The following is a 14,032-nucleotide window of genomic DNA, read 5'->3' as shown; positions in this document are numbered from 1 at the left end:
TTCCTCGCCCCCAGCATACTTTGCACAGCGCTAGGAAAGCCGGACGCGCACCTGTTCGCGGACCTGTTCAATAATGCGCAGAGCAGCCACCGAGTCGGCGGGATCCACCGGCGCCGGCCCGCCGTGCAACAGGGCCTGGGCCAGGACCGCGTAAAAGTCCGTGAAGTTTCCACGTTCGGTGGGCACCGGGGCCAAGGCGCCGTCACGGCCCAGCACACCCCAGTTTCCCTTCGGGTCCACGCCGTAGGCCGGGTCGCCCGGGAGGATGCCGGCCTTGAGCTGGGCCTCCTGCTGGTCCGGCAGGTGCTTGGTGAACGCCGCTCCGGAGCCCAAAACGCGCAGTCTGGGCCCCAGCTGGGGCGCGTTCAGGTTCATCCACAGGTGGGAGATTGTGCCGCCGGCGTGTTCGAGCGCCACGAAGGCGTCGTCGTCGGACAATTCCTCCGGCCGGCGCGCGGCCGCCTCCCCGTACACACGCACCGGCGGCCCAAAGAGCTGCAGCGCCTGGTCGATCAGGTGCGTGCCGAGGTCGTAGAGGATGCCGCCGCCGTCCGCGGGGGTGGCCTGCGCCTTCCACTCCTTGGCAATCCCCGGCTGCCAACGTTCCAGCCGGGATTCAAAACGCCGCACCTGGCCCAGCGCCCCATCCGCCAGGAGCTTTTTGAGCGTGAGGTACTCCCCGTCCCAGCGCCGGTTTTGGTAGGTGGTCAGCACCAGGCCCTTTTCCTTGGCCTGGGCGATGAGCGCCTCCCCTTCGGCGCTGGTTACGGCAAAGGGCTTGTCAACCACGACGGCGGACCCGGCTTCCAGCGCCGCTTGCGCCAGCGCAATGTGGGTTGCCGGAGGGGTCGCCACGACCACCAGATCCACGCCGCTTCCGGCGGCGGCCCACTCGCCCCGGCCCACCACCCTCGTGTCAGGGTGGGCGGCACGCGCGGCAGCCTGCCGCTCCGGGTCACTGGTGACGATCACGTCAAGGCTGAAGGCATCCAGTGCGGCCAGGGACGGCGCATGGAATACGCTGCCGGCCAGCCCGTATCCCAGCAGGGCGGTGCTGATCTTTGGTGTCATGGCCCACATCTTACCGGCGTGGGCGGCACCCACCCCGGCGGTCCCCTGGCCGTGGGCAGCGCGGAATCACGCTGATAGCCTGATGCCATGACACTTGATGGGCCAAAGGTGACCGGGTTGGCCCCGGCCGAGCGGGCCGGCCTGGCCCGGACGCTGGCCGGAAGCGGGGACGTCACGGTCTTTGTGGACGGCACCGCGCACCGGCTGGCACCCGGGGCAAGGGACGCCGTCGTCGACCTTCTGGAGCGGCTAGCGCGGGGCGAGGCCGTGACCGTGGCCAGCGTTGCGGAATTGCTCACCACCTCGCAGGCGGCGGAGCTGGCCGGAATCTCCCACACCTTCCTGCGCAACATGACGGACCGCGGCGAGATCCCGGTCCAGTACAGGGGCTCGCACCGCCGCATCCGCCGCGATGACATCCTGGCCTGGCTGGCGGCACAGCAGTCCGGCTAGCCGCCATGGGCGGCACCGCTCAACCTTCCAGCACCAGCAGCTGCGCCTTGTCCGCGTCCCACCCGACATGTACGGCACTGCCCACCGCGTGACCGGACGCCCCGGCGTCCGAACTCAGCTCGCGCAGCTGCAGGCTGTGCCCGCCCACGGTGATCCGGTGGCGGATGGTGGCCCCGAGGTTCGTGGAGGAAGTCAGCTCGCCCGCGCCGCCGTTCTCACCGTCTGGACCAGCGCGGAACTTCAGGTGCTCTGGCCGGATGGACACCGCGTACCGCTCACCTTGGGCGCCGCGGTCGCGTACCCGTCCCGTTCCCAGGCCGGCCAGATCCACCACTGCTTCCTCGCCGTCGCGGCTGATGACGGTGGCGGGGATGAGGTTCGTGTCGCCGAGGAAGCTGGCCACCCAATCCGTCACCGGATGGTTGTAAACCTCCTCGGGCGGTCCAGACTGGACGATGCGCCCGTCCTTCATCACCACGATCCTGTCCGACATGGCCATGGCCTCGTCCTGGTCGTGCGTGACAAAAAGGACAGAGATTCCCAGGGATTTTTGAAGCGTCTTGATCTCTTCCTGCATGTGCTCGCGGAGACGCTTGTCCAGCGCGGCCATTGGCTCGTCCAGGAGCAGTGCGGCAGGGTTGAAGACCAGCGCCCGGGCCAGGGCCACGCGCTGCTGCTGTCCGCCTGAAAGCTGCCGCGGCTTGCGGCCGCCCAGCCCGGACAGGCCAACCCTGTCCAAGGCGTCATCGGCGCGACGGCGCGACTCGGCCTTGGGCACCTTGCGCATCCGCAGCGCGAACTCCACGTTTTCGCGGGCGCTCATGTGCGGAAACAGTGCGTAGTTTTGGAACACGACGCCGAGGTTGCGTTCGCGCGGCGGCAGCGAATCGACGGGGACGCCGTCGATCATCACAGACCCTGAGGTGTGTTCCTCAAAGCCGGCCACCATCATCATGGTGGTGGTCTTTCCGGAACCGCTGGGGCCCAGGAGCGTGACGAACTCACCGGGCTGGATGGACAGGTCCAGCTGGTCGACGGCGACCACGTCGCCATAGGTTTTGCGCACTTGGCGGAGGTCGATCGCTCCCTTGCGGGCGGCCGTCGTACTTGGTTGGTGGGTGGCTGGGGCAATTACTGAGGTGGTCATGGGAATCCTTTGCAATTGAATCTAGACGGCCAGCGGCATCATGCGGGCGGTGGAGCGGCGCTTGAGCACGTAGACGACCTGGATGAGCAGGCCGATGGTGGCCACGGTGACCAGCAGGGCTGAGGAGACTGCGATCTTTGGCGTGAGGTTGAACTGGATGTCGGTGAACATTTTCACTGGCAGGGTGGTTGCGCCGGGCGACTGCATGAACAGCGCCATCACGGTCTCGTCAATGGAGACCGAGAAGGCAAACAATGCGCCGGATATCAGGCCGGGCAGGATGACGGGAAGATGGACGTGGCGGAAAACGGACAGCATTCCCGCGCCGAGGCTCTGTGCCGAACGGACCAGTGCCGGATTCAGGCCGGCCAGGCTGGCGCGGGTGGTCAGGTACACGTACGGGGTGGCGATGACGGCGTGGGCCAGGCCGATGGGGATGATGCTGCCCACCAGGCCCACCGAGATGAAGAATTGGTAGAAGGCGAGCGCCAGCACCACGGTTGGCACGATCATGGGGGCCAGGACCAGCCCCACCACCGCCTGCTGGCCGGGGAACTTCCGGCCGTGCAGGCCCAACGCCGCACTCGCCCCAAACACGGTGCCAAGCACGACGGCGATCCCGGCGGCCTGCATGCTCGCGGATAGCGCGGACGTCCAGGCCTGGTCCGCGAAGAACCCCTGCACGGCGGCGAGCGAGACCCCTCCGGGCGGGAAGGTGATGTAGCGGCTGTTGTTCAGCGCCACCGGCACCACTATCAAGGTGGGAACCACCAGGAAAGCGAAAACCGGAAGCGACAACAGGGAAAGCAATTTCCGCTGCCGGCCGGGCTGGAGTGTTTTTCTAGAGCGTTTCATGGTGGCCTCCGGCCTTGAGGACGCGCTGGTAGACGGCGGCGATGACGCTCACCAGGACGGTCAGGATGACCGCCAGGGCGGCGGCCCCCGAAAAGTCGGTGAGCTGGCGGGCGTAATAGTCGATCTCGTTGGCGATCATCATGTCCCCGGGCCCGCCCATCACGACGGGGGTGATGAAGAAGCCGGTGCTGATGATGAACACGAGCAGCCCCGCGGCGGAGATACCGGGCGTACTCAACGGCAGCGTGATGCGCCGGAAGACGGACACTTCCCCGGCCCCGAGCGACCTTGCGGCCAGCGCCAGTCGCCCGTCAATGGCCGTCAGGGAGGAAAAGATGGGGAACACGGCGTACGGCAGCAGACAGTGGACCATGCCGACAATGACGGCAAAGCGGTTGTGCAGCAGTCCGATGGGGGCATCGGTCAGGCCGATGTTCTGCAGGAAGTCGTTGACCAGGCCGTTGTCCTGCAGCAGGACTGCCCAGGCGAAGTTTTTGACCAGGATGCCGGTCCAGAACGGCAACAGGACCACGGCGAACAGGATCACGCGCATCACCGTGCCGCTGCGCCACAGCACCAGGGCGATGACGTAGCCGAGCACCACGGTGACGACTGTCGACGTTAGCGCAATGGTGAGGGTGTTGACCAGGGACCGGGTGACCAGGGGGTCCGCCAGGACCCGGGCATAGGCGCCGCCCGTGAAACTGGAAGCGACGAGTTTCCCCAGCGGGGTCAGGAAGAACAGCACATCGAAGGCGACGATCGGCGCCAACAGCAGCAGCCAGCCGCCGCGGCGCCGGCGCCGTGGCCATGCGCTGCCTGATGGACCACCGGCGCGGGGCCGGGATCTTTCAAGGGTTGCGGTCGCCATGTCAGCTTGCCTGCCAGAGCTTGAACTTTTGCTCGGTCTGCTTCAGGTTCTGGGCCCACCATTTGTCGTCGCGAAGCAGAATCTTGTCCGCCAGCTTGGGGCTGGTGGGAAGCGAGTCGGCGATTTCCCTGGGCAGCTTGGATAGTGCCGGGGTGTTGGCAAGGGTCAGGTTGGTGACCTTGTCGAACGCGGCCCCGGCCTCGGCGTCGTTGGACATGAAATTCATAAGCTTGAATGCCGCGTCCTTGTTCTTGGCACCCTTGGGCACCACAAAGTAGTCGCCGGCCAGGACGGCGTTTTGGGGTGCGAAGTTCAGCTTCGCGCCATCAGCCCGGGCCGCATTGATGCGGTTGTTGAAGCTGGTCGAAAGGGACACCTCACCGGAGGTCAGCTGTTGGATGGGTTCCTGGTTGGCGGAGTGATACAGCAGCTTGTCCTTGCCCGGATGCTGGCCAAGGACCCGCAGGGCCCGGTCTACGTCTAGCGGGTAGATCTTCTCGAAAGGGACGTCGTCGGCCAGCAGTGCCGCCTCCAGCACCGAGCTGTCGGACAGCTGGTTGTAGATGGAGCGCTTCGTGTTGTAGCGGTTCTGGTCGAAGAACTGCGCCCAGTCGGTGGGCGCCTTGCCGTCCGGGATGACCTTTTCATCCCACGCCATCACGAACAGGAAACTCAGGTACTTGATGCCGTACTCGGCCTTGGCATACCCGGGCAGGCCCTTGTCGCTAATGATGTTGTAATCAAATTTCTCCAGCAGGCCCTCCGCAACGGCGGTCTCGTATTCGGGCGCCGTGATTTCCACGAGGTCCCACTGCACGTCACCCGACTGCACCTGCGCCTTGAGCGCTGCCAGACTCGTGTTGGCCAACAAGGTCGGCTTAATGCCGGATTGCTTGGCAAAGGGATTGAGGATGGTTTGGGTCAGCTGGTCGTTGTACGATCCGCCGTAGGAGGTGACGGTGACGGTTGTGTTGGCCGGGGCGCTGTTGGACGCCTTGGTGCTGCAGCCGGAAAGTGCCAATCCGGCCAGCGGGGTGAAGGCTGCCGCCTTAAGCAAGGACCTGCGGTTGAGCAAGGGTGAATTGATGTTTAACATGGCGAAAACTTGCCTCTCGGGCGTCGGCCAGGCATGGAAGTGCCTGGCAACTGGTGAGGATGGTGGCTCTTGTTGGCGCTTCGTCACGGGTGGATTACACCCGGGGGGCGATTCACGCACCGTTGGGCGAATCTTGGGCATGGACCGTAATCCAGCTTTTCGGTGTCGTAACTGTAAGCCTAAAGTTTTCCTACAGTCAACGGTTGTATTTCATAAAGAAACACACTATCTTGAGTGACGCGAGTCACTTATGGTGGGGGAAGTTGTGGACTAGCGTCATAAACGTTGACTGACACATGTCGTGGCTCTAAAATATTTTCATCAGACAAAATTCATATTTCACAATATGAAAACACAACGCCGCGAAGTCCGAAAACCAACATGGGAGCATCATGCCTGCACAACTTGCCGCCGGAACCCCGGCCCCCAATTTTTCCCTGCCCAACGCCGCCGGAGAGCAGGTCTCCCTGGCCGACTACGCCGGCCGGCAGGTGGTGGTCTACTTTTACCCCAAAGCGGCTACGCCCGGCTGCACCACCGAGGCCTGCGACTTCCGCGACAGCCTTTCCGCGCTCAACGGCGCCGGCGTTGAGGTGGTGGGCATCTCCACCGACGCGCAGCAGGACCTGGCCAAGTTCGCGGAAGACTTCGGGCTGAACTTCCCGCTGCTTTCGGACCTCAACCACGCCACGGCCGAGGCTTGGGGCGCCTGGGGCGAAAAGAAAGTCAACGGCACCACGCTGATCGGCACCCTCCGCTCCACCATTGTGGTCAACGCAGACGGCACCGTGCAGTCGGCTGAATACAATGTCGCCGCGGACGGCCATGTGGCGCGCCTGCGCAGCGGCTTGGGCCTCTAAACAAACAAAAGATCCGCCGCGCGCAGAATCACTTCGATCCTGCGCGCCGCCAGCCCCTGCCGGCGCGCCACTTCCAAAGTGGCGCGCCGCCAACCCCCTACCCTGCGCAGCCTCAAAATCCCCGGGACTGTGGCAAGCTCACTTCCCAGGGCCCGCCGGGCCACCGGCATGCGCCCAACTCCGCTCGAGTTGTGCGCGGGGACGTCCCCGCGCACAACCGGACCCGGGTTTCGCGCATGCGTGAAGCGCACGCCCCTGCCGCTGCGGCAGAGGGCCAAAGCTGCGCTACTTCGCAAGCGGCGCCCGGCCGGCGCCCACGGCGCAGATGCGGCGGGCCGGTACCTCGACAGAGCCGCACACTCGGCAGGAGAAGCTTCCCGCCATGGTCAGTTTTCAAAATCAAACGCGACGCATTGACAATTCTTGTGTGATGCGGTTCACTATTGCATATGCTGAAATAACAGTTCCACGATACGAAAATTTACTTTCATTCGTATAGCCCTACGCCGTGGATGCCAGCACTTGATTTTCAAGGACAGCAAACTATGTTGCTGCAACAATTCAACGACGCTGACAGGGCCCGGCTGGACGCAACACTCCGCCCCTGCGTGGACAACCAGCGGTGGATCGATGCGATCGCCGCGGCCCGACCCTTCCCCACCCTGAACGAGCTGTTCAGCCACGCGCTCAAGGCCGCGACCCCCTTCACCGAAGCGGAGGTTGCCGCCGCCATGGCGCACCATCCGCGGATTGGCGAGCGGGCTGCCGGCAACAGCGCAGAGGCGGCGCTCTCGCGCAGGGAACAGTCCGGCGTCGACCCTTCCAACCAGGAACTCACCCGGGCCCTGGCGGAGGGCAACCGGGCCTACGAGGAAAAGTTCGGCCAGGTGTTCCTCATCAGGGCCGCCGGGCGGACCCCGCAGGACATCCTCGAAGCACTGAAGAAGCGCCTGGCCAACACACCCGAACAAGAAGCCGCCATCGTGGCCCAGCAGTTGCGCGAAATCGCCGTGCTGCGCCTCAAAGGAGTGATGAGCCAATGAGCTCCCTCATAACCACCCACATTCTGGATACCGCAGCGGGGAAGCCCGCGGCAGGTGTCGCCGTCGAGCTTTACGCCCGCGACGGCGGGGCATGGCACCAGATTGCGACGGGCACCACTGATGCTGACGGGCGGGTGAAAGATCTAGGCCCCGCTGCGCTGCCGGGCGGCGACTACCGCCTCCGCTTCGACACGGGCGCCTACTTCGCCGGCATCAACACGGACACCTTCTTCCCGGAGGTCGCCCTGACATTCACGGTCACGGAAGGCCAGGCGCACTACCACGTGCCCCTGCTTCTGAGCCCGTTCGCCTACTCAACGTACAGAGGAAACTAATCATGACCACGAAAAGCAACATCATCCTGGGAGCCAACCAGTACGGCAAGGCCGAGGTCCGTCTCGTCAAGATCACCCGCGACACCGAACGCCACAGCATCGAGGACCTCAGCGTCACCTCACAGCTGCGCGGCGATTTCCAGGCCGCCCATCTGGAGGGCGACAACGCTCACGTGGTGGCCACCGACACCCAGAAGAACACCATCTACTCGCTGGCCCGCGACGGCGTCGGCTCCCCCGAGGCGTTCCTGCAGCGCCTGGCCGAGCACTTCACGACGTCGTTCGACTGGGTCACCGGCGGGCGCTGGGCCGCGGAGTCCTATGCGTGGGACCGGATCCAGGCCAACGGCACCGGCCACAACCACTCCTTCGTACGCAACGGCCAGGAGGTGCGCACCGCCGTCGTCGTCAAGGATGGGAACGCCACACACGTGCTGGGCGGGCTGAAGGACATGACGGTGCTCAAGTCCACCGAATCCGGATTTGTGGGCTACCCGAAGGACAAGTACACCACCCTGGCCGAGACCACCGACCGGGTCATGTCCACCGACGTCGCGGCGCGCTGGCGCTACAACCCCGGCGCGGTCGCCACCGTGGACTTCAACAAGGCGTACGACGACGTCAAGGCCCTCCTGCTCGAAGGCTTCACCGAAGACTATTCCCATGCACTGCAGCAGACCCTGTTTGATATGGGCAAAAAGGTGATGGACGCGCACGAGGAAATCGACGAGATCAAGTTCTCCATGCCGAACAAGCACCACTTCGTGGTGGATCTGAGCCCGTTTGGCCAGGACAACCCCGGCGAGGTTCTCTTTGCCGCGGACCGCCCCTACGGCCTGATCGAGGCCACCGTGGTCCGGGAAAACGGCAGCGACGCCGGCAACGCCTGGGAGGGCATGGCCGGCTTCTGCTAGACCCGGCAGTTTGAACCACCGGCAGCCCCGGGTGGGCGGGGCCCAGCCCCCGCCCACCCACCAGTCGCACCCAAGCGGTGCGCAGCGCTTTTAACAGAGGTAAGCAGACAAGGAGGTCCGCTATGACCAGAAGGACAAATACAGCCAACCGCACAGCACCGTTGCGGCCGGAAGATGAGAAACTCGGCATCGGGGCAAGCTTTGCCTACGGTTTCCAGCACGTTTTAACCATGTACGGCGGCATCATCGCCGTACCATTGATCATCGGCCAGGCCTCCGGCCTGGCCTCGGCAGACGTAGGCCTGTTGATCGCCGCCTGCCTCTTCATGGGCGGCCTAGCAACCCTGCTGCAGACCATTGGCGTCCCGTTTTTCGGCTCGCAGCTACCGCTGGTCCAAGGCACATCCTTCGCCGGCGTGGCAACGATGTTGGCCATCCTCAACGGTGGCGGCGGAATCCAGTCGATCTTTGGAGCGGTCATTGTTGCCTCACTGATCGGCCTGCTGATCACGCCAATCTTTCAGCGCATCATCAAGTTCTTCCCGCCGGTGGTCACTGGCACGGTGATCGCCGTCATCGGTTTGACGTTGATGCCGACCGCGGCCGGCTGGGCCATGGGCGGCAACCCCAAGGCACCCGACTTCGGCAGCCCGGCCAACATTGGCCTGGCCGGCCTCACCTTGGTCATCGTGCTGCTGCTCAGCAAGATCGGCAGCGGCACCATCTCCCGGCTGTCCATCCTGCTGGCCATGATCATCGGCACCATCGTGGCCGTGTTCATGGGCAAGGCCGACTTCTCCAAGGTCGGCACCGGACCAATCTTCGCCTTCCCAACGCCGTTCCACTTCGGCATGCCGACATTCCAAGCCGCAGGCATCATTTCGATGATCATTGTCATCCTGGTGACCTTGGTGGAAACGTCGGCGGACATCCTCGCCGTCTCTGAGATCATTGGCACCAAGGTGGATTCCCGCCGGCTGGGCAACGGACTGCGCGCGGACATGATCTCCAGCGCAGTTGCGCCGGTCTTTGGCTCCTTCCCCCAAACCGCGTTCGCCCAGAACGTCGGCCTGGTGGCCATCACGGGCATCAAGAGCCGCTTCGCGGTCACCGCAAGCGGCGTGATTCTGCTCGTGCTCGGCCTGTTGCCCGTCATGGGCCGCGTGGTGGCTGCAGTTCCGACCGCGGTCCTCGGCGGCGCCGGAATCGTGCTGTTCGGCACGGTGGCGGCCAGCGGCATCCGTACCCTGTCCACGGTCAGCTACAAGAACAACATGAACCTGATCATCGTTGCCACCTCGATTGGTTTCGGTGTCATCCCGATCGTCCAGCCCACCTTCTACAACCAGTTCCCCGCCTGGTTCAGCACCATCTTCGACTCCGGCATCAGCTCCGCCGCCGTCATGGCGATCGTGTTGAACCTGCTGTTCAACCACCTCAAGCGCGGCAACCCGGACAACCCGTCCGTGTTTGCCGCCGGCACTGAACGGCGGATCTCCCTCGAGGTGCTGGGAAGCCTGCAGCACGGGGACCGCTGTGAGGAAGGGAAATTGATCGACGCGAACGGCTCCGAGGTCCCGCTGCTGGAGCCCGACCCGCAGCACTGATTTCCTGTCCCGTATTTCTTGGCCACCGTTGCCTGGCCAGTACGACGCCGGCACCGGCCTCGCAGGAGGCGGGTGCCGGCGTCGGACTGGCTTGCTTGGGCGGCTCGCTTGCCAGTTCAGCGCCGGTCCGGGTTCAGCCGCGGCCGATGAACGGCATGCCGGCCGCGGTGATCACCAGGGAGCCAATGTTGGCCGAGGCCGGCAGCTGGGCCATCATCAGCACGGTGCGGGCGGCGTCGGCCACCGGGAACGTGGGCTCAACCAGACGGCGCCCGTCGGCCTGCACGGCGCCAGTGGCGACATCCAGGGTGGCCATGATGTCCGTGGCCGTGTTGCCGATGTCGATCTGTCCGCAGCTGATGCCAAAGGCCCGGCCGTCCAGCTCGATCGACTTCGTCAGCCCCGTGATGGCGTGCTTGCTGACGGTGTATGCGACGGATCTGGGCCGTGGCGAGTGCGCCGAGATGGAGCCGTTGTTGATGATCCGCCCGCCCCGGGGCTGCTGCTCCTTCATGACACGCACGGCGGCCGCCGCGCAGAGCATGGATCCGGTCAGGTTCACGGCCAGCACGGCGTCCCAGTCCTTCGGGGAGATCTCATCGACCGCGGCGGCCGGGCCAAAGGTTCCGGCGTTGTTGAACAGCACGTCCACCCGGCCAAACCGTTCCACGGCGGCACGGAAGAGATGCCCGACGTCGTCGGGCCGGGTCACGTCGGCGGGCGCGGCCAGCGCCTGGGGGTGTCCGTCGGCGGTCTCCAGTAGCTCCGCTTCGCGGCGGCCTGCGAGGACCACCCCGAATCCGTTGCGCAGGAATTCCCGGGCCACCGCCCGGCCGATCCCGGAACCGGCCCCGGTGACCACGGCTATTTTTCCGGGTCTGCCTGCTTTGTGTGAACTGGCATCATTGGCCACTGGCGTTCTCCTTCATTCTCTGGCTTTTGGGTGCGCTTGTCTGGGCAGCGCAAAGCGGGCCCGGCGGGAATCATCCGGGCCCGCTGTCTCAAATCCCGCCTATGCAGCGGGGCGCGTGATGGGCCAGCCGGTGACCTTCTTCGGCCGCGGCGGCGCATAAGTGCGCACCTTGGACGTGGACAGGCCCAGCCGCACCAGGGACTCGGCAATCGTGACGGCCGCGGCGACACCGTCAACGACAGGGACGCCCGTCCTTTCCTTGACGCTTTCATTCAGCCCGGCCATGCCGCCACAGCCCAGGACGATGACTTCGGCCCTGTCCTGCGACACGGCCAATTCGGCTTCGCGGACAATGGATTCCACGGCGCGGCCGGGGTCCTGCTCGAGTTCCAGGACGGCCAGGCCGCTGGCCCGCACCGAAGCGCAGCGGGCGTCCAGGCCCGCCAGTTTCAGGCGGTCCTCGATCAAGGGGACGGCACGGTCAAGGGTCGTCACCACCGAATACTTGTAGCCCAGGAACATGGCCGTGCTGGCCGCCGCCTCGGTGATGTCCACCACCGGGACGTCGAGCAGCTCCTGCAGGCCCTCCCGGCCGTGTTCGCCGTAGCCGGCCTGGATCACGGCATCGAAAGCCTCGGGATAGTTGGCGATGGCATCCATAACGGCAACGGCCGCCAGGTAGCTTTCAAAGTTCCCCTCGCAGGATTCCGCGCCGAAGCGCGGGGTGATGCCGATGATCTCGGTTCCGGGCGACGCCACGCTGCGGGCCTGGCCCACAATGGAGTCCGTCATGGATGTTGTGGTGTTGACATTGGCCACGAGTATGCGCATGGAGTACCTTTCTGCTGGGCTGGTTAGTGGGTGCTGGCGACGGCGATCGGCTCGCCGGAGGCCTCGGTGAAGCTTTGGTTCCGGTCCGTAATCCAGTAATAGGTTATGGCCGCAATGCCTGCCCCAAAGAACCAGGAGAAGGAGGACAGCTCGTGGAAGGCGGGCACGAACGCGATGGTCAGAGCCACGACGCCTGCGGGAAGCAGGGCGATGATGGCCTTCGGGTTGACGCCCCGGCGGTAATGGTAGCTGCCTCCCTCAGCGGTGGTGTACAGGTGCGGCACGTTGACCTTGCCGCGGCGCAGCAACCAGTAGTCGGCCATGATGACACCAAACAACGGACCGAGCAGGCCGCCGAGGCCGCCGAGGAAGTACACGATCACCACGGGATTGTTGTACAGGTTCCAGGGCAGGATCACCAGTCCGATCGTTGCGCTGATAATGGCGGCCTTGCGGAAGTTCAGGTGCCTCGGAAAAAGGTTGGTCAGCGCGTAGACGGGGGCTACAACGTTCGCCATTAGATTTACCGCCACTGTAAGGATCAGCAGTGCCAGGCAGGCGACGACCAGCAGGAAGGTGTTGGGAATGAGGTGCACCACGTCGGCGGGGCTTTCAATGACGGTGCCGTCGATCTTGAACTGGGCCCCGGCCATGACCACCACAATGGCTCCGAAGAGGAGCATGTTGATGGGGATGCCCCAGAAGTTGCCGCGCACAATGGATTTCTCGCTCTTGGCCGAACGCGTAAAGTCGCAGAAGTTGAGCACGAACGTTCCGTAGATGGCCACCCACAGGGCACCGCCGGCAAAGATGGTGCGCCACATTTCCCCGCCGGTCAGTGCATTGTGGGTGGTCCAGGCAATGGAGCCACCGGCCCTGGTGAACATCCAAATGGCGATTGAGGCCATGGTTACCAGGATGATGGGGCCGGCGAAGGCCTCGTACTTGCGGATCATGTCCATGCCGTAGCTGACGATGATGACCTGGACAATCCACAGTGCAATAAACGTCAGCCAGCCCAGGGCCGACAGTCCCAGGATCAAGTCCTTGTCGAGCTCATGCAGGGATGGAAAAACGGCCACGAGCATGACCCGGAAGACGACCGAGGCCAGAAAAGTCTGTACGCCAAACCAGACAATGGCGACCCCGCCACGCAACAGCGAGGACACTTGGGCGCCCTTGATGCCAAAGCTGATCCGGCTCATGACAGGGAACGGCACACCGGTTCTCACGCCCATGAAGCCGGAGAAGTTGAGCAGCCCAAAAAGCAGCACGGCGCCGATGCCAAGTGCCAGCAGGATCTGCCATCCTCCCAGGCCCAGGGCAAACAAGCCGATCGCAAAGGCGTAGTTGCCGAGGCTGTGGACGTCGTTGGCCCAGAGGGTGAAGATGCTGTAGGAGGACCAGCGGCGCCCCTTCTTTTGGGTGGGGGCGAGGTCCTGGTTGAAGAGAGTGGCGCTGAGGGTGTATCCCTCAGGAGTCTCATAAGGCAGCCGCGCCTCTTCATCTGCCTCCGTCTTTAGGTGCGTCGCTGCTAACTGCGTCGTCGCGACCGGCGTCGTTGCCGGATCACGACCATTGGGTGTCCGAGCGTTCATGCACAAGCTCCGCTGTTCGTTTTTTCCCACGGTGCAAATTTCTACTGTTTTTCTCACATCGTGAAAACCAATTGTTGGATAGTGAAATAAACCATATGACCTGGTTCACACCAAGTCAAGTGGCGCTGACCACATCCCCTCCTTCACTGGGGCCCCGGCTGCGCTTGATTCATGGCGATGGACGCGATATTCTCGGGATACAAGATTCATTTATCACTCTATGAAATTATTAATTGGGTGAGCTGCTTCCCCCGCAATGGCCCTGCTCGACGATGATCGGCGGCCCGTGGCAGGCACGCCGGGCCGTATAGTGCCCAAGGTGCGCTGGAGCCTTCAAACAGACAGGTTGACATGCTTCTTCGAGACGAAAGTTCCCATATTTTGAGCGGGTTGACTAACCAGTTGCCTGATCGTGATCCGGAGGAGACGGCTGAGTGG

At 64.1% G+C, this 14,032-nt stretch carries 14 protein-coding genes; 6 read left to right on the top strand and 8 right to left on the bottom strand.

Annotated elements, in window-relative coordinates:
• Positions 1 to 30: 30 nt before the first annotated feature.
• Positions 31 to 1,071 (bottom strand): Gfo/Idh/MocA family protein, encoded by a 1,041-nt coding sequence (locus CVV68_RS20175; RefSeq protein ID WP_110502811.1) that lies wholly within the window; start codon positions 1,069 to 1,071, stop codon positions 31 to 33.
• A gap of 87 nt (positions 1,072 to 1,158) precedes the next feature.
• On the opposite strand from CVV68_RS20175, the gene CVV68_RS20170 reads away from it, so the two are divergent.
• Entirely contained in the window at positions 1,159 to 1,524 is a 366-nt protein-coding gene (locus tag CVV68_RS20170; RefSeq protein WP_110502796.1) for a helix-turn-helix domain-containing protein, read from the top strand.
• Between the two features lie 19 nt (positions 1,525 to 1,543).
• On the opposite strand, the gene CVV68_RS20165 is transcribed toward CVV68_RS20170, so the two are convergent.
• Genes CVV68_RS20165 through CVV68_RS20150 form a run of 4 tightly spaced genes read right to left on the bottom strand, consistent with a single transcriptional unit; the run spans position 1,544 to position 5,493 of the window.
• Entirely contained in the window at positions 1,544 to 2,671 is a 1,128-nt protein-coding gene (locus tag CVV68_RS20165; protein ID WP_110502795.1) for an ABC transporter ATP-binding protein, read from the bottom strand.
• Between the two features lie 21 nt (positions 2,672 to 2,692).
• A complete protein-coding gene (locus tag CVV68_RS20160) occupies positions 2,693 to 3,526 on the bottom strand; it encodes an ABC transporter permease (RefSeq protein WP_110502794.1) in 834 nt (277 codons plus the stop codon).
• Positions 3,513 to 4,397, bottom strand: a complete 885-nt coding sequence (locus tag CVV68_RS20155; protein ID WP_110502793.1) for an ABC transporter permease — start codon at positions 4,395 to 4,397, stop codon at positions 3,513 to 3,515. Before CVV68_RS20155 ends, CVV68_RS20160 begins: the two co-directional genes overlap by 14 nt.
• Position 4,398: 1 nt before the next feature.
• Positions 4,399 to 5,493 (bottom strand): extracellular solute-binding protein, encoded by a 1,095-nt coding sequence (locus CVV68_RS20150; protein WP_170133269.1) that lies wholly within the window; start codon positions 5,491 to 5,493, stop codon positions 4,399 to 4,401.
• A 392-nt stretch (positions 5,494 to 5,885) separates the two neighbouring features.
• Here CVV68_RS20150 and bcp point away from each other — a divergent pair, with 392 nt between their 5' ends.
• From bcp to CVV68_RS20125, 5 genes are all read left to right on the top strand, one after another.
• Positions 5,886 to 6,353: a thioredoxin-dependent thiol peroxidase gene (gene bcp / locus CVV68_RS20145; RefSeq protein WP_110502791.1), complete on the top strand. Its 468-nt coding sequence runs from the start codon at positions 5,886 to 5,888 to the stop codon at positions 6,351 to 6,353.
• A 545-nt stretch (positions 6,354 to 6,898) separates the two neighbouring features.
• Positions 6,899 to 7,396 (top strand): 2-oxo-4-hydroxy-4-carboxy-5-ureidoimidazoline decarboxylase, encoded by a 498-nt coding sequence (uraD, locus tag CVV68_RS20140; RefSeq protein ID WP_110502790.1) that lies wholly within the window; start codon positions 6,899 to 6,901, stop codon positions 7,394 to 7,396.
• On the top strand, positions 7,393 to 7,731 hold the full coding sequence (gene uraH, locus CVV68_RS20135; protein WP_110502789.1) for a hydroxyisourate hydrolase: 339 nt from the start codon (positions 7,393 to 7,395) through the stop codon (positions 7,729 to 7,731). The genes uraD and uraH overlap by 4 nt, the downstream gene beginning before the upstream one ends.
• Before the next feature lie 2 nt (positions 7,732 to 7,733).
• Entirely contained in the window at positions 7,734 to 8,645 is a 912-nt protein-coding gene (gene pucL / locus CVV68_RS20130) for a factor-independent urate hydroxylase (protein WP_110502788.1), read from the top strand.
• 122 nt (positions 8,646 to 8,767) lie between these two features.
• Complete coding sequence (locus tag CVV68_RS20125) at positions 8,768 to 10,252, top strand: nucleobase:cation symporter-2 family protein (protein ID WP_110502787.1); 1,485 nt, start codon at positions 8,768 to 8,770, stop codon at positions 10,250 to 10,252.
• A gap of 133 nt (positions 10,253 to 10,385) precedes the next feature.
• Here the strand turns inward: CVV68_RS20125 and CVV68_RS20120 are convergent, their stop codons facing one another.
• From CVV68_RS20120 to CVV68_RS20110, 3 genes are all read right to left on the bottom strand, one after another.
• Positions 10,386 to 11,165, bottom strand: coding sequence for an SDR family oxidoreductase (locus tag CVV68_RS20120; protein ID WP_110502786.1), 780 nt, complete (start codon positions 11,163 to 11,165; stop codon positions 10,386 to 10,388).
• Positions 11,166 to 11,264: 99 nt separating this feature from the next.
• Entirely contained in the window at positions 11,265 to 11,996 is a 732-nt protein-coding gene (locus CVV68_RS20115; RefSeq protein ID WP_110502785.1) for an aspartate/glutamate racemase family protein, read from the bottom strand.
• 23 nt (positions 11,997 to 12,019) lie between these two features.
• Entirely contained in the window at positions 12,020 to 13,594 is a 1,575-nt protein-coding gene (locus CVV68_RS20110; RefSeq protein ID WP_110502784.1) for an NCS1 family nucleobase:cation symporter-1, read from the bottom strand.
• Positions 13,595 to 14,032: the final 438 nt, after the last annotated feature.

It is taken from the genome of Arthrobacter livingstonensis (genome assembly GCF_003219815.1).
Taxonomy (GTDB): domain Bacteria; phylum Actinomycetota; class Actinomycetes; order Actinomycetales; family Micrococcaceae; genus Specibacter; species Specibacter livingstonensis.
The sequence above is the reverse complement of the archived record's forward strand: the minus strand, read 5'-3'. Positions and strand labels throughout refer to the sequence as shown.